The sequence below is a fragment of the Bacillus sp. GS3m_15504 genome, from assembly GCF_055825275.1.
Map to the genome: position 1 here is coordinate 61728 of NZ_JBVVNL010000002.1, position 21412 is coordinate 83139.

Annotated in this window: 17 protein-coding genes and 3 pseudogenes; 11 read left to right on the forward strand and 9 right to left on the reverse strand. The window is 33.2% G+C overall.

Features of this window, described 5'->3' with window-relative positions:
* Positions 1–54: 54 nt before the first annotated feature.
* Positions 55–981 carry an aldo/keto reductase gene (locus tag AC0L0O_RS19930; protein WP_473785958.1) on the reverse strand — a complete coding sequence of 309 codons (927 nt, stop codon included), beginning with the start codon at positions 979–981 and terminating at the stop codon, positions 55–57.
* Positions 982–1089: 108 nt separating this feature from the next.
* On the opposite strand from AC0L0O_RS19930, the pseudogene AC0L0O_RS19935 reads away from it, so the two are divergent.
* From AC0L0O_RS19935 to AC0L0O_RS19955, 5 genes and pseudogenes are all read left to right on the forward strand, one after another.
* Positions 1090–2006, forward strand: a pseudogene (locus AC0L0O_RS19935) (SDR family oxidoreductase); the annotation flags it as partial.
* A 437-nt stretch (positions 2007–2443) separates the two neighbouring features.
* On the forward strand, positions 2444–5830 hold the full coding sequence (locus tag AC0L0O_RS19940) for an S-layer homology domain-containing protein (protein ID WP_473785959.1): 3387 nt from the start codon (positions 2444–2446) through the stop codon (positions 5828–5830).
* Between the two features lie 20 nt (positions 5831–5850).
* Positions 5851–6174 carry a hypothetical protein gene (locus tag AC0L0O_RS19945; RefSeq protein WP_264460042.1) on the forward strand — a complete coding sequence of 108 codons (324 nt, stop codon included), beginning with the start codon at positions 5851–5853 and terminating at the stop codon, positions 6172–6174.
* Positions 6175–6505: 331 nt separating this feature from the next.
* Positions 6506–6781: a barstar family protein gene (locus AC0L0O_RS19950; protein ID WP_264460043.1), complete on the forward strand. Its 276-nt coding sequence runs from the start codon at positions 6506–6508 to the stop codon at positions 6779–6781.
* Positions 6782–7019: 238 nt separating this feature from the next.
* On the forward strand, positions 7020–7409 hold the full coding sequence (locus tag AC0L0O_RS19955) for a hypothetical protein (RefSeq protein ID WP_473785960.1): 390 nt from the start codon (positions 7020–7022) through the stop codon (positions 7407–7409).
* A 219-nt stretch (positions 7410–7628) separates the two neighbouring features.
* On the opposite strand, the gene AC0L0O_RS19960 is transcribed toward AC0L0O_RS19955, so the two are convergent.
* On the reverse strand, positions 7629–8303 hold the full coding sequence (locus tag AC0L0O_RS19960) for a hypothetical protein (RefSeq protein ID WP_473785961.1): 675 nt from the start codon (positions 8301–8303) through the stop codon (positions 7629–7631).
* A gap of 472 nt (positions 8304–8775) precedes the next feature.
* Here AC0L0O_RS19960 and AC0L0O_RS19965 point away from each other — a divergent pair, with 472 nt between their 5' ends.
* Both AC0L0O_RS19965 and AC0L0O_RS19970 read left to right on the forward strand, forming a co-directional pair.
* Entirely contained in the window at positions 8776–8940 is a 165-nt protein-coding gene (locus tag AC0L0O_RS19965; protein ID WP_473785962.1) for a hypothetical protein, read from the forward strand.
* A 20-nt stretch (positions 8941–8960) separates the two neighbouring features.
* Positions 8961–9086, forward strand: a pseudogene (locus AC0L0O_RS19970) (IS3 family transposase); the annotation flags it as partial.
* 98 nt (positions 9087–9184) lie between these two features.
* Here AC0L0O_RS19970 and AC0L0O_RS19975 read toward each other — a convergent pair.
* Both AC0L0O_RS19975 and AC0L0O_RS19980 read right to left on the reverse strand, forming a co-directional pair.
* Positions 9185–9481, reverse strand: a complete 297-nt coding sequence (locus AC0L0O_RS19975; RefSeq protein WP_071680174.1) for a hypothetical protein — start codon at positions 9479–9481, stop codon at positions 9185–9187.
* 524 nt (positions 9482–10005) lie between these two features.
* Positions 10006–10485, reverse strand: a pseudogene (locus tag AC0L0O_RS19980) (ImmA/IrrE family metallo-endopeptidase).
* 484 nt (positions 10486–10969) lie between these two features.
* Between AC0L0O_RS19980 and AC0L0O_RS19985 the strand changes: the two are divergent.
* The 3 genes from AC0L0O_RS19985 to dcm all read left to right on the forward strand — a co-directional run bounded on the left by AC0L0O_RS19985 (position 10970) and on the right by dcm (position 14075).
* Complete coding sequence (locus AC0L0O_RS19985; RefSeq protein ID WP_473785963.1) at positions 10970–11830, forward strand: HNH endonuclease; 861 nt, start codon at positions 10970–10972, stop codon at positions 11828–11830.
* 27 nt (positions 11831–11857) lie between these two features.
* Complete coding sequence (locus AC0L0O_RS19990; RefSeq protein WP_473785964.1) at positions 11858–12589, forward strand: hypothetical protein; 732 nt, start codon at positions 11858–11860, stop codon at positions 12587–12589.
* Positions 12590–12833: 244 nt separating this feature from the next.
* Positions 12834–14075 carry a DNA (cytosine-5-)-methyltransferase gene (dcm, locus tag AC0L0O_RS19995; RefSeq protein WP_473785965.1) on the forward strand — a complete coding sequence of 414 codons (1242 nt, stop codon included), beginning with the start codon at positions 12834–12836 and terminating at the stop codon, positions 14073–14075.
* Positions 14076–14534: 459 nt separating this feature from the next.
* Here the strand turns inward: dcm and AC0L0O_RS20000 are convergent, their stop codons facing one another.
* The 5 genes from AC0L0O_RS20000 to AC0L0O_RS20020 form a co-directional block, all read right to left on the reverse strand.
* A complete protein-coding gene (locus tag AC0L0O_RS20000) occupies positions 14535–15491 on the reverse strand; it encodes a histidine phosphatase family protein (protein ID WP_473785966.1) in 957 nt (318 codons plus the stop codon).
* 50 nt (positions 15492–15541) lie between these two features.
* The gene (locus AC0L0O_RS20005) at positions 15542–15751 is read right to left on the reverse strand and encodes a hypothetical protein (RefSeq protein ID WP_473785967.1); all 210 of its coding nucleotides are present in this window, start codon (positions 15749–15751) and stop codon (positions 15542–15544) included.
* 221 nt (positions 15752–15972) lie between these two features.
* The gene (locus AC0L0O_RS20010; protein WP_000109450.1) at positions 15973–16968 is read right to left on the reverse strand and encodes a S8 family peptidase; all 996 of its coding nucleotides are present in this window, start codon (positions 16966–16968) and stop codon (positions 15973–15975) included.
* Between the two features lie 26 nt (positions 16969–16994).
* Entirely contained in the window at positions 16995–17879 is an 885-nt protein-coding gene (locus AC0L0O_RS20015; protein ID WP_473785968.1) for an endonuclease I family protein, read from the reverse strand.
* Positions 17880–18467: 588 nt separating this feature from the next.
* On the reverse strand, positions 18468–19310 hold the full coding sequence (locus tag AC0L0O_RS20020; RefSeq protein ID WP_000066030.1) for a hypothetical protein: 843 nt from the start codon (positions 19308–19310) through the stop codon (positions 18468–18470).
* Positions 19311–20250: 940 nt separating this feature from the next.
* On the opposite strand from AC0L0O_RS20020, the gene AC0L0O_RS20025 reads away from it, so the two are divergent.
* Positions 20251–21342 (forward strand): patatin-like phospholipase family protein, encoded by a 1092-nt coding sequence (locus AC0L0O_RS20025; protein WP_171856616.1) that lies wholly within the window; start codon positions 20251–20253, stop codon positions 21340–21342.
* The last annotated feature ends 70 nt before the right edge of the window (positions 21343–21412 follow it).

The following is a 21412-nucleotide window of genomic DNA, read 5'->3' on the forward strand; positions in this document are numbered from 1 at the left end:
GGGATGAATTAGCAGTTAAATTAGTATGATTTTTATGGAAGAATAAAAGATTTGTTAAAGTTTTTTAATGAATTCAATTTCATTATCTAATAATAATGGACGAGTTAAGTGTGAAGAGTTTTCTTCAACCTGTGTAGAATTTTTTGCACCAGGAATAGCAACTGAAACAGCTGGGTGACTTAAAACATACCGTAAGGCAATTTGCGTAATACTTCGATTTGATCGTACAAGTGAACGTAATTTATCTACTTTGTCTAAGCTATCTTTAAACCACTTTTCTTTGGGCCAATCTTTTCTTAAATCATCGTCTGAAAACTGGGTTTCATGATTAAATTTCCCAGTTAAAATTCCCATCTTAAGTGGACCTCTTATTACAGCACCTAAATTATGTTTTTCAATATAAGGAAGGATATCTTTTTCAGGTTCTTTATTTAAAATACTATAATCAAATTGCACAACATCTAAATCATCATTCTGATTAAAATGTTTAATATAATCTAAATCATTAGTAGAAACACCAACTGCTCTCACTTTACCAGATTTTTTTAAGGTTTGGAAAGCTTGTAAAAAGGCTTCTGTTTCTTCAGGTTTATCCCACCAAATATGACAAAAGTACACATCTATATAATCCGTTTTAAGCCGCAGTAAACTAGCATCAAACGCATCAATGACCTTTTGAGGATTTCCATAAACGGCTGGTTGATTGGGATCATAATGATGACCAATTAATCCACCTTTTGTAGAAAGAATAATATCCTGCCTACGTTTATTTATAGCTTTTGAAACGAGTGTTTCACTATGACCTAGTCCATAAACATCAGCAGTGTCAATAAAATTAACCCCTAGGTCAATCGCTTTCTCAATTGCATCAATGGATTCATTATCTTTTACTGTGCCCCATTCATCACCACCAATTGCCCAAGAGCCGAATCCTATCTCAGAAACTATTAATCCTGTGTTACCTAATAATCTATATTCCATTATGTACGAACTCCTCCTATTCAGATTATGTTATTAGAAATATATATAGTGATCAGTTGGAATATTCTAGAATTTATTTTCAGGATATAAATTAGAGTATATATTTTAATAAATATAATTGAAGGAGACTTGTCCTTGATAAATCTAGGTCTGGATCCAAAGAAAGTGGGTTATTTAAAGAGTAGCGTAGAGTTAATAATACTTTTGGGTGGAGAAGTTAGGTACTAAGGAGAACGTGAGCAATCTCAAAAGTTAAATGTTCAGTCTACAAAATTTTTATTAGAATTAGCTAAGGATGAAAATGCACGTTTTCATTATATATCGACTTTAATTGTGGTAGGGCAGGCTGAGAGCGATCTATATTCTTTGAGTCTAATTTTGATAGGGAGAAAAATTTAGATAATGTGTACTTAGAAAGTAAATTTTAAGGTGAGAAATGGTTAGAGAGGCAATTGGAAAAAGGAGCTCGTACCACGATATACTGTGTGGGGAATTTAGTTGGTAAATCTAAAACGGTTAAATTTTAATTCAATATGAATGAAAACAATTTCTGTAGATGATTGAAAGGGATGTGCTTATTTAACGTAGCACCTGAAATCAATACATATTTAGATTTAACGCCTGTCGACTATGAAAGTTTAGCTATTACTGAAATGTTTTATAAGTCTAATATAGTAACTAAAACCATGCATATTTTTAATCCGATTCTACTTAAATGGAACCAATCTATTCATAGTTTACAAGCTTTCGACTACGATATCATGTTAATGAAGCAAGAAACGTATATAGAACAGTTTTAATCCGAATCTCAATACTGATGATCAACAAGCTTTAGAGCTTATAATAACCGTTACTAGAATCTGTAGTAGAGCTATCAGTAGGTATTTCCATCTTGTTCGTATACGCCAGGATATCTGAAGAATGTACATTGTTTAGAGTCAAATCAAGAATATATCAATTTGTTATTAAATTATGCTATGAATATAGAGTATGTACCATTCATTAAAGAACCGATACTTTTATAGCATATATTATCGATTTTGAATAAAAAAGAACCTGTTTTCCATGGAGAACAGGTTCTTTTTCTGGAAAGATAACTAAGGGATATGGAAAAGATTCATTCTCAATAGGAGTGGGAACGCACTATTGAGAATATAAATATGCAATTATGCATTTTTATATAGATTATTATTATAGTAATAAAATTTAATATATAATTAAGAAGTTTTTTGAAAGCTGCATCTTTATATTGTGAGCATGTAGAAGAATGAATCTGTTCTAAAATTCATCGTTTACGGAAGTGCTAGCTATTAAATTTATAGGTGAAACATTTTATTAGTAAAATATAAATTAGACAGAATTACTTAGCTTGTCCTTATGAGAAATATCGGTATTTATATAACTATATATAATAAATGCTGGTTTTAAATTATATATTTAACAATGAAATAGGAGGTCTATTGTGAACAAAATTAAGAAATTATTTCTAAGTTTTATGGTATGTATTTTATTATTTGGTACATTAGGAACGACTTATGCAGAACAAAGTAGTCAAGGGAATTCATTATCTTTTATTGACGTTCCTAAAACCCACTGGGCGTATAAAGAAATGATGTATATGGCTGAGAATAAGATTATAACGGGATACGGAAATGGGTATTTCGGTGCTACGGACCCTATTACTCGTGAACATCTCGCTGCTTTCTTGTATCGATATTTAAAACCGCAAGATAGTACAAATAATCCATTTGTTGATATTGGTGAAAGTAATTTCAAAAAGGAAATCTTGGCACTAACAGCACGAGGTATTTTCAGTGTAAATGCTGAGAAAAAATTCAATCCCAAGAATATTATGACACGCGCTGAAATGGCTACTGTGCTTGTAAGAACATTTGATTTAAAATCACAAGGAAATGTTGAATTTACGGATATGAAAGGTCATTGGGCCAATGAATATGTGAAAATTCTAGCTGGAAACCAGATAACAAGTGGTACGGGTGATGGTAATTTTAATCCAAATGGAATTGTTACTAGAGAGCAATTTTCTATGTTCTTATATAGGGCGATTATGAAAGTAACAGATATGAAAAATGATGAATCAGCTGGCTGGGTGAAGGAGAAAGAGAATTGGTACTATTACAACAAAGATGGGAGTAAGCAAAGAGATAATATTACGTTAGATGGAATAGAGTACTCCTTTTTTAAAGATGGAAGGCTATTCCAAGGAAGAAAGCAAGTAGGGAGAGATACTTTATATTATAGTGAACCTGGTAAACTAAAGACTGGATGGAGTTTTTCTGCAACTTCATGGAGCTATTTAAAAGATGGGAAGTATGTGACAGGAACATTTACCTATCAAGGAAAACCATTTGAAATTAATAAGTACGGGGATATGGAAAAGGGATGGATTACTTTACGTTCTGCTGTTAAAAGAATCTATCCAAAGCCAGAAACAAAATTTCTATTTAAATCTAAGACTGTAAAGGATGGAGATGTTTTAGAGGTCATATCCAAGCAAGGTTTATGGTATCAGGTAAAATACCAAGGAGAAATTGGATATGTTCGAGTACTGGAGTCTGTTGTAATTGGTGAATCACCAGTTCGTTCATGGGATGTAGCAAAAGAAGCAACGAATTTGTCTCAGTTTATGATAACTGAGTATCATAAAGATCCAGAAAAATATTTTCCACAAAATATTCAAAAGAAATTTGATAAACAATTAGATAGTGATACAGAGATTCTTGCGAATGGATTACAATGGATTGATAAATTAAAAGAAGCACTCTATTTAGATAATAAACAAGGGTGGGTACAAGAAGAAGGAAAATGGACGTATTATAAAAAAGATGGCCAAAAAATAACTGGTTTCCAAACAATTGATGGAAAACGATATTATTTTGGTACCGATGGGTTTATGCAAACGGGATGGGTACATACAAATGGATCAGATTATTATCTGGGAACAGATGGTGTAGTACAAACCGGAATCCAACATATAGATGGGAAAATCTATTACTTTAGTCCGTTAGGTTCTGTACAATCAGGTTTTACACATGTTGATGGAAAACCATATTATTTCGATGCTTCTCATGAGTCAAAAAATGGTTGGATGAAGCAAAAGTTTAATTGGTACTTACTACAGCCTTCAGGTGCATTACAAACAGGAGATTTTACATATAAAGACAAGAAATTCTCGTTTAATCAAGACGGAGAAATGATTAAAGGGTGGGTTACATTAGAATCCCTTGTTAAAAAAATATATCCTGAGCCAGACTTAAGAAAAACATTACGTGCAAAAAGTGTGAATAAGGGTGAAGTGATAGAAGTAGTGGGGAAAGTCGGTTCTTGGTATGAGGTTAATTATCAAGGAGAAAAAGGATATGTACGTATTCATGATGCCATTATTTTTGATCAGGAGGCTAAAAGTCCACTTACTTTGCTTGATGGAAAAGTAAAGATATTTGAAGGTGTATTAGATTACTTAAAAAGTGACGAAACATACATAAATAACACGATCAAAATTTTAGAGGAAGAAGAACAACGTTGGGTAGATGATGCAGAAAACTTAGAGAATCTTTCCAGAGACATTAATGATGCAAAGCAGGATGTTCAGTATAAAAGGCAAGTCATTAAAGAAGCGCATGATAAGTTAGAAGAATTAGTGAATGCCATGAAAGGTGACATAAGAAACTTAACGGTTACGCAAAGGAAAGAGTTAGTAAAATTGCTTGGAGCCGATGGGAAAGAATTACTAGACTTTGGTATGGATACATATGTTTTTATACTTCAACAATATGTATCTATGGCTCAAGCGTATGAGAAAACCTATCAAGAATTAGATGTGGTTGCGGGTAAAGTTCTTGAATTGCAAAAAGATATTAACGCACTTATTCATCAAATCACATTGGATATGCAAGTGTTATCGAAGGGATTATCTGGTGTCATTAAAGACTTAGGGCCAGTCGTAAATAGCTCCATTCGCTTGAAACATTCCATAGATGAGGCGAAACCTGGGATGGAGGAACTTGTACAAGTAACAAGGAAAAATATTCCAGTCATTGCACAAGACTTACAAGCATTGGATGCGAAAGTCCCAGGATTCTTCACAGATTTCAATATGGGAATAGATCTTGCAAATACATTGATGGACTCCGCTAATAGAATAGCAAGTCATAAAATTGATATTCCTGCGGCTGCCATCAATGTTGGAAATATTGACTTGAGTAATGCACTACGCGATTTAGGTGGCGATCCATCTAGGGTATATGATCGAAAGAATGATGGAGATTTATCATTCGTATTAGGTATGACGCCTATAATTGGTACAGGAAAAGAAATTGGACAACTCGTCAAAGGTGAAGACTTGGTAACAGGTCAAAAATACGGTCCAGAAGATTATGCGTGGGGTACACTGGCCGCCGTATCTGGTGGTACAACACGAGTTGTTGGTAAAGTTGTTGGAAAGATTGGAGACCTAGAAAAGAAAGCGAAAAATCTTGAAAAAGCAACACAAGGTACTTCAGGTATCGGATGGAGTATGCCAAGAGGTGGAGGGGTCATCAATGGTCGTAAATATTCTGAGCATGCTTTAGAAAGAATGGCTCCCGATACAATACAAGTACGCGCTGAATTAGAGGCACGCGCGAAAAGTAGAGGGCTTGTACCTGGTACACAGAAATTTAAAGAATTTGTGGATCCTAGAGGTATTACACCTTCTGTAGTAGAGGATATAATCAAAAATGGGACAAAAAAAGCTGGAAATAAACCTGATTCATGGGAATATACTGGACGCGACGCTAGGGTCATTACTAATGGTAAAGGTGATGTAGTAACCGTTGTCCCTTATTAAGGATAAAAGGAGTCATCGCGATGGGAATTATTTATGATGAATTGGAATTATTAGAGATTTTCTGCAATGAACCTAAGGTTATAGATGCTAATGCAAGTATATATAGTTACAAATCGACAGATACGTTAGGATATACCTTGGAATTATTTATATCTGTTTATGAAAACTATGTAAGCCTTGAATTGACGCACGAGAACTTAAAATTGCTTATTTACGATGTTGTAGTGGTTAATGTAAATAAAATAAAAACTTGGGAAAATACTTTAAAAGTTTACGATGAAAGTGAAAAACAACTATTACAAGTTGCTTTTAAACCAAATTTTTCATTACAGACTAAGTTTTAAAATAATAAAAAGGGTTATTTTCGTAATCCTTTTTATTTTATGTTTAAGACCTAGAACACCGTACATACCTTGAACATGATATAAAAAAGTGAGGCATAACCAAACTTCTTCTAACTCATTCGTTTGCACATTAATTTATATTTACCGTAATAATGAAGGTTTATTACCAAGTGCTTCAAATAGGACTTGGTATGAAGCGAATATAAATTATATATGAGAGTATCGAGGAAATGATAGAATTATTTATTCCAGTGATAGATTTAGTGTATAAAACTTCTAATCATTATAAAACGTTTACAGAAGTAAAATGGGAAATAGAGGGATTAAATTTATGGAAATAGTAAAATTGGATGGAAGAAAATTCACTAGTAAAGAAGTATTGCATCAAACATTAAAAAAACAATTAGACTTCCCTAGTTTTTATGGGGAAAATGCGGATGCTTTGTGGGATTGTTTAACTGGGTTTATAGGTCTTCCCATAACAATAGAATGGGAGTTTTATAAAGAAAGCCAGATTATGTTAGGAGAAGAAGCAGATTTGATTTTAAAAACATTTCAAGATGCTCAAGAAGAAATGATAGACAAATTCTATATTATTGTAAAATAGTAGAAAGAGCCTTAGGTAAACATAAAACCGTTGAAATATTTAATTTCTGGGGTTTATATTATATCAATTTGATTCTTTTTCATATTGGTTCTTCATACTTCAATCCGTTTCTGTACCTCTGCAATATTATAAATCTCTTTTTAAACGCTATGCTTGTTATAATCAAGCATTAGATGTGGGGCAGGTGAAACTGTTGAATTTTAAGTTTAAAGATAAAAATATATAAGGGGAATGTGTTATGAAAGTAACTTGTTTATATAATACCGGTAATGACCTATCTAAGATAACAGAGGAAACATTTAATTTAGCCATTGAAGAAGAGTATATTGTTTATGGAATATGCAAATTACAAAGTGGTGAATTAACATATTTAATCTTAGGAGAACGTGAAAATATGCCATCATGGTATCCAGCAGAATTATTTAAAATATCTGATGCGTTACAACCTATAGAATGGTATTGTGCAGAACACAGACATGTCAAAGATGCAACTATAGATTATATATGGGGATATAAAGAGTTAGCATTGGATGATACACATGCTCTTGGTTTAATAGAAAGAGAGAATAAGGATATAGAACTATTTTTAAAACGTAAAGCTGAAATTGATGAATTTGAGGAATTGTAATAGTAAGTGAATGAATTGATTAGCCTATAAAAAGCGTAGAAATTAAATATTTCTACGCTTTCTTGTACATAACATTTAAATAAACAGCTTATTTTTTGAAAAAGTTGAAAGATGTCATTTATGTTGGCGCGAATATCTATTACAATGTACTTTATATAAAAAAGTAGCTGCAAGTGCAACTACTTTTTTCACAAAAACATTTTTATTCAAATAACACCTTTAGCGTAAACTTGCGCTTAATGGTACTTGAGAATAAATTGTGAAATTGTTACCATAAGTACCGTGTCTTGAAAATGAGGAAGAAATTGAACCGTTCCAACTTTTGTAGGTAGCCCCAGATGTATCTGTTCTTAGAAGTACGTTTGAAAAGCTAGCTTGGCTAAAGTAATTACGTCCAGTATCTTCAACCCCCTGAAACATTTTTACTGGTTCATATTGAGAAAATGAGCCATATACAGGTTGATTTGCATATCTAGGGCTTCCATTTACATACATAGTAACCGTACCATTTCCGTTATTAACTATTTTCAGATTTACTCGATCACCATCTTTAATTGACGCATCATACTGTGTGTTCCAATACTTACTGTTTTGACCCGATTCATTATATCCTGAATTTAGAAATACTTTATATCCACTTGGTGTTTTGGAAATACCACCCTCAACTTTAGATGCTCCAATACCTAAATACCAATTCACATACCCATCTTTAACAACAACTGATTTTGGTAGATTTATATCAGCTGCAATCCCGGTATAGGTACTATTTGTAACACTTTTTACAGCACCTTCTGTAGCTGCAAAACTAGTAGTTAAAAACATTGATAGAGAAATTAGAAGTGAACCAACTAGATACATCATTTTTTTCTTACTTTTCCTTAATACTTGATTCATGTTAGATCCCCCATATTTTAAATTATTAAATTGTATGGAAAGTTGGCCAACTAACTACAACTTACAAATTAAAGATAAATCAGGTTTTATTTAATGTATATATTTTCCTGTTATAAGTCATTGAAATGTCAAATAAATTTATTTTTTCATATTTATCAATATAGGTGGAGTTGACAGATTAAAGTGGTATGTCTATTTAAATGTAAGAAGATTTTGTTAAAAATACAATTAAAACCTATCAATGTGTTGGGGATAATATGTACTACGATTCATTTAGAGGAGAGAAATATGGAATGAATATAGTTTGATTTATCAAAGAGTATATCTGAAATGTTTAGAAATGGATGAAAAACAAAGAAAATAAATGAATCGTTTTTGTTAAGGAATTCATTGAAATAGTTCGTAGATGAAGGGGAATATATGATTTATAAGACATGGATTTCCTATATAAAAGAAGAAAGGGGATCCAGCTATGGGAAATACAAAATCAAAGTTAGATAAAGCAGCTATTGAAGAGGATATAGAGGCATTAAAAGATGAAAATGAATGTTTACGTATGGAAATCGATTACTTAAAAAAGTTAAAGGCCTTCTTTCAAAAAGAGATGGAATTACAGAACAAGACAAAGCGAAAGTAATTTATCTTACAAAAATCGGAAGTTCGGAACATATTAAGATAGTATTAGATAATTATATAGGTCATTACAATCGCAAAAGAATCCAAGTACAGTTAAAAGGAATGAGTCCAGTACAATACCGGACTCACATTCAAATAGCTGCTTAATTTTTTGTTTAATTCTTCAGGTCCATTTCATCATAGGTGATTGATTGTTGGTTTGCTACGCTCAGTGATTGTTATTCTTTAAATCATCTCATATTACGTTAGTTTAAGTATTGAGAGTAAAAGAATAGGAATAGAAAAATGAATGTTTTGCTAAATAATCTATTAAAGAAACTTAAAGGAATAACAAGTTCTCCTATTGTAAGGATTTTAAGTTTATCCTTATTTAGTCCTTTTATTAATTCTTTTAATGTTTGGAAGTTTATTTTATTAACGAAAGACCAACTTGGCACAGCTTTTGTATCTGAACCTATTTTGAAAATGATATGAATACTATGTGCATGAAAACCGCTTATTATTAAAATAAGCATAAATCCTAAAATAATGAACCAAGTCATTTTTCAACATCTCCTTTCAGTATTTAATATTAAGATATTAAAACTGTTGAGAAAGTGTGCTGTTGTCCATGAAAAATATTGAGAATTTGTTGAGGAAATGTTGAGAATGTTGCAATGTTATTGATTGTAGCGGAGTTAATAATGCTTGTCATATTATATGTGTGAAAAAAGGAAATAGGAAAGAGAACAGTTGCGGAGACTGTTCTCTTAAGGAGCGGAAGTGCTGAACATTTTCAATGACAATGATTCAACCATTCCGTTAATAGTATGTGCAAATATTTATAATTCATGCAAGAAAGGCGGCTATTTTTAATAGCCGCCTTGCCTCAGGGAGAATTCAAGAAAATTAGAGATTGATTATGGATACAGATTGGCTGTTACCAATTTATTTATATTATTAGTAAGGATGCAATAAATTATTCATAAGTTAAAATCTAGATTCATCGTAGCATGAGTGATATGCAAAGTAAAAAAGGCAGTTTTTAAGATGTGCATTAGGACTTGAAAGAGGCATCAATGACAATTTAGAAGGAGATTATCACTATACAACATATGGGGATGTTATGGAAAAGTGACAATAATTTTCTTGTTAATAATTGATTTTCATAATGTGAATTCCTTTTTTGGAAAACCATGTTGTTACAATGGATTTTTCTGAAATTATATATGCTATTAACTGTAGAATGGAAGCTTCAGTAGCATAAAAGCGGGTACGAAAAATTGTTGTGCGAAGTTTTTAGCTGTTGCTTTTGGATAATCTAAAAATATTTGATGTATTAATAATTGATTACTAGAATGAAATAGGATATGACAGATCCCATGGCTAAAATCCTCCCATTGTTCTTGCTGAGAGATATGATTATCAATAACTCAGTTTGCTATTTAATTTCTTGAGTGACTTGCAAATGGATTACAATACAGTCAAATGTTTAGCTATTTGCAATCTCAATCCTGCCAATCTGCTTGGGAGCAATAATAGATAAGCATTTGTGCAAGTGCTGGATACAGTCTTAAGGTTATGAGTGGTTTATGTTTCCAATAAATTAATACATGATTAAATTATAATGTTTTATATATAGAAAGTTAAAATAAATAGTATTCAAGACGAGATTATAGATAGATGAAATAAGAAATTCGATTTCTATTAAATCTATAATGCGTGAGTAGCATTTTAGGTTTGGTGGGGAATTATTGACCAATATATATGATAATATCTGTTTATGTTTTGAAAAATAAGGTAATATATATATGGTAAATTATTCATGAATTTTCGTTTTTTACAGTAGGAGTGAGAATGTGATTAAAAAGGCAATTGACTTTGTTTTAACTGAAGTTGACGTACCAGCACTTAATCATCCTGGGATAAGTAAGGAGATTAAGTATAAAGTCACAAATACTAAGGTTAGAATTAATTCTTTCAGGAAGATAGGAGATTTGAAAATTTATATGAATAGATTTTAGGATACCTCTAAAAATGGAAATTATTTAGTGTATAAATCGCTAAAGAATAAAGGACTGAAAACTTACGAGGATATATATCCTGAGTTCAAAGAGAAGTTTCAATGTTATTTTGATGATATTACAGTTTTAAATGATTTTGTTATAGGAAAAACATATACATCGTGGGATATTTCTAATTTTGCTAGAGATTATGATAATAGAAAAGGTATTTATTTAATAGGAGGAACCTCTAATTTAAAGGCGATTTTTATTAAAGTGACGTTAGAAAATGGGAAATATGCTAATGAATGGTTAGAAGAAAATAGAGTCCTCAAATATTATTTTAAAAATAGAGCAAATAAGTTTAAGTTAGAGTACCAAGATAATTTCGCTATTTATAGTACGAAAGAAACGGATGTACCAATCTATGTATTTATTAAAGAAGATACAAGGTGTGTATTACATGGTGTGTTTAAATATATACAGCATGTGGAAGAGACAGATGGATCAAAGTGGTTTGAATTAGAAAAGATTGATTATTATCAAACTTTACATGCTTTAACTAATCAAGAATATGAGAATGACTTGGATATAAAAGTAAAACAATCTCAAATTTCTAATGGCTCTGCACGTAAAGAGCGCTTAAAAAAAGCCGCCAGGAAACCTGACGTAGTGGAAGTGGTTACTACGCAATACAAAAGAAATCCAGATGTTATTGCGGAAGTATTAGAGAGAGCAAATGGATATTGTGAAGAATGTAAACAAGAAGCACCATTTAAAAGAGCTAAAGATGGTACCCCTTATTTAGAGGTTCACCATGTTATTCCTCTTGCTCAGGGAGGAGAAGATTCGGTAGAAAATGCTGTAGGCCTATGTCCAAATTGCCATAGAAAGGCACATTATGGATAATGATTTTAGTAGATAGGGGCAATATTTATGGATATATACAAGGAACTTGGAAATGCCTTAGTAAAAATTTATAAAGATGAAAGTTTGAATGATGAATATAATTGGAAGGTAACTGTAGACAATTTAACATATGGGTTTAAGCATATAAGAAATTATGGTGGAAAAATGGCACAACCAAAAAATGAAAATGCATTTGATGGTAAACCTAAGCTAGGATTATTTGATTTTAAGGTAAAAACTGAATCTAAAAGGTACAATGTAACTCATAGAGAAACTATAATAAATTTACTAAATTACTCCACCCTAACGAACTGCGAGAATATTTGGTACGGCAGAGATCCTGAACGGTATGCGACTAGTTTAGTAGAATATCAAACATTAATAACATTAGCATTATTAATGTTTGAGCAAGAAATAAATTGGGGCGATGAAATTTTTCAAAGAAATACCTTTTTTTCACCTCATAAAAATGCAAGACCTAGAGATATGTTAATGGGCTTCATAAGAATGTTTTTTTGGCTGAATAATATTGATAGTTATCCGTTTTGGATAGAGAATAAGTCGACACCTACATTTCCTAAAGGAAATTACAACAAATTAGATAAGGAAATGAAGGAATTCTTTGAGTATTATAAAACAATACATTTAAATGAAAATCCTCCTCTTATTTATGGGGAAAGTAGAAAATATATGAACAAGCTAGCTGCTAATGCTAATGATAATGAGAGATATCTTTTAAATAAAGGACGAAAACGCTGAAGTAGTTGATGTCTTTGTATTGCATCAATTCGTAAATGAATTTGAATAAATATTTAGGGAACAGAAGCTAAAAAATATTTCGTTAGATGTTTTGTTTGAGAAAACAAGTAAAGGATATGTATTGATTAAGTACAATACCTAATAATGATATGGAAGAAGAAAGGTAAAAAGTCTCGTTCTTTCTGTTCATTTCCATTCTTTTCGTCTATACTGAAGTAATATGTCGAAAGGATGTTCGTGAAATATGATAAATGTTATAGAACTATTTGCAGGAGTGGGTGGATTTAGAATCGGATTAGAGAAAATCGGCCACTTTCAAATAGTATGGGGAAACCAGTGGGAACCTTCAAAAAAGGCACAGGATGCTTTTCATTGTTATGCACAACGATTTCAGGATAAGGGGATTCATTGTAACCAAGATATTGCTACCGTAACCGATGAAGAGATTCAAAAAATAGAAGCAGAAATGATTGTAGGTGGTTTTCCATGCCAAGATTATTCAGTTGCACGTAGCTTATCTGGAGAAAAGGGTATACAAGGAAAAAAAGGCGTATTATTTTGGGAAATCAAGAGATTAGTAAATATAAAACGCCCTAAGTATGTGTTGCTTGAGAATGTAGACAGGTTATTAAAGTCACCATCTAAACAAAGAGGTAGAGATTTTTCTGTAATGTTAGCTACGTTTAGAGATTTGGGTTATCATGTAGAATGGCGTGTCATTAATGCAGCTGAGTATGGACAAGCACAAAGAAGGCGTCGCATTTTTATTTTTGCATATCGAAATGATATCCCTTATACGATTACGCATAAGGATGAGACAGATTATAGTTTATTACATCATAAAGGCTTCTTCGCCATTCCATTTCCTGTACAGGCTGAATCCTCACCGAAACACCCAGCTAAAGAGTTTGAGTTACCGCTTGATATTGTTGATGTATCTGATAATTTTTCAGCAGGTTACTGGAATGCAGGGATTATGAGGGATGGGCGAATTTATACAGCCCAGCTTATAGCGATAGAAGAAAGTCCTATTCCATTAAGATCTATATTAGAAAAAAATGTAGATGATAAATATTACCTAAGTGAGATGGCTATTGAAAAATTTGAGTATCTAAAAGGTCCTAAAAAAATTGAAAGAACCGCAGCAAGTGGTCATAAATATATTTTTTCTGAGGGTGGAATGGCATTCCCGGAATTGTTAGATAAACCAGGCAGAACAATGCTAACAAGTGAAGCGAGTATAAATCGAAGTACGCATGTAGTAAAAGATGAAAAAGGACTTCGATTTTTAACACCGATTGAATGTGAACGACTAAATGGTTTTCCAGATGATTGGACAAATACAGGAATGTCTAATCGGATGCGGTATTTCTGTATGGGAAACGCGCTAGTTGTAGGGTTAATTGAGCGTATGGCCAAAAGGGTATATGATATAGATAATATAGTTGAAAAACAACAAGAGATTAAATTTCAGGAGATGGTATAAGCCATCTCCTTTATTGTTGCATTAATAAGAACTATATTAGGCAGTTTTCATTTGTTTTTTTAAAGGAAAATTCGGAATTGATTTACCTTGTGTAAAGGATTTTCATACCAATGGTTATATTACAAAGAAGTTTAGAAAAACAATAGTTTGAACTACCCCCACTTTCACTTCTAAACGAAGTGAAAGTGGGGGTAGTTCAAATTCGATATTAAAATAATTGAGCTCTGCTTGTGCAAGGATAATGTTCACCTAATTTATAGAAAAGACATGGATTGAAAACAAATCCATGTGTTATCTCATCTCTCGTGATATTATTTTGGAAATAAAAAAAGCTACAACGGATTAAGTTACTATTTTATCTGCAGAAATGCGAAGAGTTGCAATAGTTATTATCAGATTAACATCACGTTCGCTAGATATTAAAAAATTTAAAAACACAAATCACACCCAAATGAATAGCTACAAATGATCGTACCTAATGATTGATTCTGCTAACAAATCATATACCTGCTCAAGTCTATATCCATTGCCGGCTCCCAGCGGTTTAATCAGAACCATGTTCATGTAATCCAGTGGTTCTGTAAGCTGGTTGTCAAACGTATAGTGATGAGCAATAAATACTTGATTTTTCCCTACTTCAGGCGTTGATTCAAGTAATTGCGGCAATTCGGGTTGGATAAGGCGCTCTTCTAGCTGAATCTGTTCTTCTCCGAATGCAATCTGAGCGGTTTCCTTTGCTCGATTAATTGGACTGGAACGGACAGGAGTTTGAAACGGGATGTGTCTATCAACGAACAGTCCTCCCATTTTTCCTGCCTGTTCTCGACCAGTTTCGCTAAGAGAGGGATTTTCAGGGCCTGCATTTTCAGGCTGCGCGTGCCGAAAATATAAATTATATCCTCCTGTTTGAAGCAAAGAAAATGGATTTTGTGTGGGTCTGATTAGCCGCCACAATGCCCACTGTGTTTTTGAGAAGCTTTTCCCTGTCATCAACTTCTTATCCTTGAGTTGTTGTTTCATTTGTTCTCGTTTTTCTCTTGCATCCTCGCCGCCTTTAGCCTTTAAAGAAATTTCAACAATTGTACCATTTGTGATATACCAGCTTTCGACACTCGTTTTTAAGCCATGCCAGTTTCCTTTGTTTTTTTGTGCTCGTATTGGGCCTAAAACATTTAATTGATTGACGAGTTCTGCAAAATCCAATCTCTCCCATTCTTTTAAACGGAGCGGCTGAGGCGCATGTTGCATAATAAGATTTCTCCACGCTTCACTCCTGTCAGGAGAAGCGATTGGGATGTTAACCTTGTAGGACAAACTAAGCGTTTTTTGTTCCTCACTCCACTCTAATTCTAATTCATAGTTCGGGTCGGATAAATCAAAGCCTGACGAAGCTGCAGCTTGCAATGCTTGCTCCAAAGCAATCGACGGCTCCTCGCTTTGCGAAAGCTTGATTCTGTACTTAAAGGTTAGTTCCCATTCGTCTTTAATCGTCCGCGTATAATCCAGCCATTCTGATACAAGGTTAAATCTGGGCTATCCAAAAAAAGAATGTCGAACATATCAATTTCTTGAATTTTCATGTCTAATTGGTCTAACTGAAGTTGATTCTCTTCAGTCAGCACTTGGTTTGCATCAAGCAGTAGTTTGACTTCAAATGGGATTTCGGAATAATTCATATAAACACTCCTTAGAGAATTATAGACCATAAATAGGTATGGCAGAAATTACAGTAGAACGCCTCTATGTAGGATTCCTGGGCTCTGCAGAATCATTGAGCTGCAAGCCAATCGAGTACGATTCCAAATTTAGTCTAGCAACAGGGCATGCTCCATACGAAATACGCCCTGTTGTATATTTTGTTACTTTAATTCAACTGATAAGAGTTCCCAATGTTCGATTAAAGATAAGGGGTTAAATCTGGTGGATTCTGCTTCCAATACTCCGCAAGTAAAGCTGGAGCTGTAAGGAATAGCAGTCCGTTTCCTTCTATCGATTTTTCCGTACCTAAGGGAACGGTGTGCTTGACCAACTGTGCATACAATTCATCCTCTGTCAGCTGTCGGTTGAATTGATTGGAGGCTTTACAATAATTCAGCAAAAGCGCCAAAGCCCCGGCCACATGAGGTGTAGCCATCGAGGTACCAGACAATACTTTGTACGGATTACTTGGATCCGATACCAAATCGAGGGGATATGCAGACAGAATGTTTACCCCGGGAGCTGTCAAATCCACTTCGTTGTTGCATGATAAGAAATCGGCTGCTTTGCCGGTAAAATCAACGGCACCGACGGAGGTAGCTTCGTTATATCCTGCCGGGTAGCGCAATTCGGATCTCCCACCGTTACCAGCAGCACAAGTGACGATAATACCTTGTCCTACCGCTTGCTGAATTACCTTATGAATCTTCGGATTATCTTTGGTGGTAGATAACGACATGGTGATGATATGGACGTTCTGCTGAATGGCGTACTCTATGGCCCGAACAATCCATTCTGGTTTACCAGAACCATGACGATTTAGTACCTTGAGAATTAGCAGGTTTGCTTTAGGAGCGACTCCGACAACGCCGTTATCATTCTTGGAAGCAGCAATGGTACCTGCTACATGGGTTCCGTGACCATTATAGTCTTTATAGTTGTCAACAGCTCCGTTGTCATCATCGGTGAAATTTCTCCCGTCGATAATTCTGTCTCGCAGGTCGGGATGATTAACATCACAGCCGGTATCAAGAACGGCGATGGTTACACCTTGGCCATAGTTACCATTTTCCCAGAATTGCGGGGCTTGGATCATTTGAACACCTTTAGGGATTTCCTTGATTGGTCGGTTGACCTCTTCTGTTTGGAAGGGGAGCAGATTGACTGTATCCTCATTCCGATTCGCTACTGACATATAGAATCAAAACCTTTCTTTTAATGTTATTGGTGAAATACTCCAAAATCGATGATCTCCGCCAGCTCGGGAAGATCAATTAAAGGGTTGCGGTTTCCCTGAATGTCGAAAATTGCTTGGTTGCGATGCTTTTCGTACAAGTGTCCTGGAGGATCCTGTTTATGCCATTGAAGCAACACGTTTGTATCGATCTTACCGTGAATGTTTGCATCGACGGCATCGGGATAACGCAGGAAGAAGTATAGCATCGCGCGGGCTACGAAACCTTTACCATATTCGGGTTCGAAGACGCCGCCTTCCTCACCACTTCCGCCTTCGCCTTTTCCACACTCATCGAGTACCCATTCTGTACGAAATTCTTCTGGGGTGTAGTCGGCGAAATCCTTATACACCTTGTTACCTCTTTTGTTATTACATTCTTTTTCACAGTAAAATAAGTGATGCATATCTCCTCTCATAGGCTCTTGCTCATTAAACCAAGACTGCGAAACTACGTGCTCGATGTTTGCAATATGCCCTGTAGATGTAGTTACATCCGCTGTCAATTGCGTAAGACTCTCCTCAATAACAACTCTAGGATCCGCCTCTTTTCCAGAATAAATGCTTCGAAAGGATCTATCTTCATGTAAATCGACCCATGTTTTTAAATGCTCATCGCTATTGGAATAGCGTACTTTTGTGCTGTGTGTATTCTCTAGCAATTCAGAGAGTTGCTGAAATAAAGCCTTGCCGTTCGTTTCATGAGGATTTATTCCTGTATAATACTTCTTGATATCCTCTTCATCTCGTACTGCATCATAATATGCTCTTTCCTCAGATTGAATTCGTTCTAAATTCGTTTCGAGCGTGGCAATCAGCGCCTTCTTAGAATCTACTATGCTTTCTTGATCTTGCTGTTTCGTGTTTTTCATTTCTGTCTTGTACCTCCCTTGATGTTATCCCATTTTTTATAAAAAATTCTTGTAGCGTTTTTATTTCTTGATGTTTCAATTGATTATGAAGAATATAAACGTTACTTTCTAATCTCTCTAAATGGATATGTACAGTAGACGGGGGAAGATATCCTGAAATATACTCCAACTGTATATACGGATTTAACGAATTTATATCAATGTATTCTTTGTTGAGTAAAATTTCACATTCAAAATTACCTGTTAGTGAATAGTTTCATCAAGTTAAATACTCACTTTTTTTGAGAGTATTTAACTTGATGATAACAAAAACAATTAAATAACTTTTTTATCAATCTACAAAGATTATTAATAATTATGCTTAATCGAAGTAGTGAAATACACTACGGGACTTTAAAAAATAAAGAAAATAGGTAGTTTTAATGTTCGGTTTTATGATCTATTTTTAGGATTATTCTATAAGGTGAAAAATTAATTATTTCACATAAGACGTATAATCTTTATTATCTTGAGCATAATAATTTTACAAAATTTATTAATAAGGTACTATATCTTTGTTTTTTAGTGGCAAAAATATAGAAAAGTTTCTTACTGGTACATAGGGAAGAAGGTTCTCATAGATCGTTTTCCAAAAGAATATAATGCTAAGTCATAATTTTGATTATTTAACTCAATTGTATGATGTTCGCTAAGTGTGTCAGCAAAACGAGCTGCTCCTAGAGCTAATAATCCTTCGGGACTAATACCTATAAAAAAGCCACCCTTCGGTTTATATAGTAAATAACTATCAGTTTGAACGTCTGAAGCTTCTAACGTGAAAGCAAAAGTAATGACGTCGGGAACTGAATTTTTATCTCGTGGACCTAAATAAGTAATTTTATCATTTTCTCCAAGTTGATCTTCCAGATAATACTTATACCAGAAATGATATCCACTTAGACTACTGCCTTTTTTCTTTTTTTCTCCAACGAATACATGTTCAAACCCACTTAGGTTTACACCAGATTTGCTGTTGAACTGTAAAAACCATATGTTATGCAAATACGTATACCATTGTTCATCAGATAAACTCGTACCTTTTCTTGTTTCAACAAAAGTTCTACAAAGCTTCATAGGATGAGATTGTATAGCATACTTTAAAAGTTCATCTACTTCTTTTTGTTCTTCAACAGTATTATCTTCTCTTAAGTGTGGATTTAAAAAGAAATTATTAAATAATTTTTTAACTAAATCATATGATTGTATTTTACTATTTGGTATGTGTACTTCTTTTATTAACATATGGTCTTGTTTTTCTTCTTTTGTTCTAACTTTTGTAGGTTCAACTAATACATAGCCCTTGTTGTTATCTACATTATCTTTATTAAATGTAGGTTGTATCCCATTTCCAAGCATATCTGCATCCCATATTTCCTGATAAATATTTGACATATATTTATCACTCCTTTTCCTTAATAAAATTGTTCATTCAAGATATATTGTTTGTTAAATCACAAAATCTATTCATAATAAAAATGAAAAATTTTAGAAAAAGGAAGAGTAAAGAATCCTATGTCTTGAGAACTGTAAAATTGATATTTGTAAATAAGTTTATACAGATTTTATTATATTAATAGACCTATCAACTGTGTTTCCTAGTAATTCATTTAAGTGATATTTTTTCAGGAGCTAAGAATGAGATATATTCCAATCATTAAGTGTGTTATCCGAAATTAAAGAACTTAATATATTGGTGATAATAGTATGTATTGCTCCACTTTCTTCCTTTCATGAAAGGAAGAAAATAATGTCATTATTAAAAGAACAAGTCAAGCAAATATGTAATCGACTTGCTCCGCATGGATGGGGAGAGTTGCTTTATGCAGTAAACTTATTCTTATCATTGATAATGAGGCCAGTTATGCTTATAAGGATTAAAACATAACAATTTAATTACATTGTTGTTATATCTAATAGCGATTAATATCGCAATCTTATATTTTATATAAAAATTAATATAAAAATATATTAATTATCAAAATGAATATGAACATAAAAAGTAGGTGAGTATATAAGTTGATATGCCTTATTGACCAGTATTGGAGGAAAGAATAATGAATGAAAAATATTTATTATTCGCCATGGTGAAGCGGAAGATAATGATTACGATGGTCCTTTAAAACCAGAGGGAGTAAAAAAGCAAAACATATGGTAGTGTCACTTCTACAAAAAAAGATATAAAAGAGCGCTAAATAATTTCTAGTAGATATCTTAGGGCGATACAAATAGTTCACATCTTTTCTTAATATTTAAATTTAGATTATTGTACATATTCTAGATTGAATGAAATTAATGACGAAAGCACAAAAGAAAATCTCAAGGAGGAATTTAAATGAATTACCCTTTTAAAAATTTAGTTTTTGAGGGAGGCGGAATTAAAGGTATTGGATATGTAGGTGCCTTAGAATATTTAGAAAATGACAAAAAAATACTGTCAAATATTCAAAGGTTTGGAGGTACATCTGCAGGTGCAATTACAGCTTTAATTCTGGGACTAGGATACTCAGTTAAGGATCTAACGGAAAAATTAAAGAAGGTACAATTTGAAAAATTTAAAGATGATGATGGAATAATTATAGATACATTTCGGTTACTAGTAGGTGGATATGGTAGATACAAAGGGGATGAGTTTTTAAAATGGATAAAAGAAGATATCATTAAACCAAAGATGGAAGAATGGGCTCAAAAAGGAATTATTAAAGAAGAAATGAAGGATAAAGATTTAACTTTTGAAGAAATAGTCAAAATAACAGGGAAAGAAATATATTTCCAGGGCACAAATGTCTCAACTAGACAAGTTGTAACTTTTTCACATGAAACAACACCTGATATGCCTGTAGCAGAAGCGGTTAGAATTTCTATATCTATTCCATTTTTTTTCGAACCCATTGTTTGGAAAGGGGAATATTTTGTAGATGGAGGGGTATTAAATAATTACCCTGTTAGATTATTTGACCAAAAAAAGTATGTATTAGATGAAAAACATTATGAAGTCACTTCTTATTATGAAAGAGCGGCAGAATTTTTAGAAACAATATCTGCAGAAAGAGTTAGTGCTAATTTGGAAGATGTGCAGGTTTATAATAAAGAAACATTAGGATTTCGTTTAGATTCAAAAGCAGAAATAGATGTCATGAGAAATATTGCTGCACCAGTCTCTCACGAAATAGACAACTTTTTTGATTTTACTTGGAATTTAATGGGGACTATTGTGAAAGGGCAGGATAGTATGCATTTACATAAAGATGATACTGTACGAACTATTTACATTAACACAGTAGGGGTAACGGCGATAGATTTTAATATTTCAGAAGAGAAGCAACTGGAATTAATAGCATCTGGTAAACAGGCAGCGGAAGAATTCTTCCAAACATATGATGATCCAAACAATCAAAGTATAAATAAAGTCATCCCGAGTGTTTGAAAATCCCCCTAATTTACTTTAATGTTATTTACTTTTGTAGCCTATGTTCAGCTTCAACAATTGCTTTTAA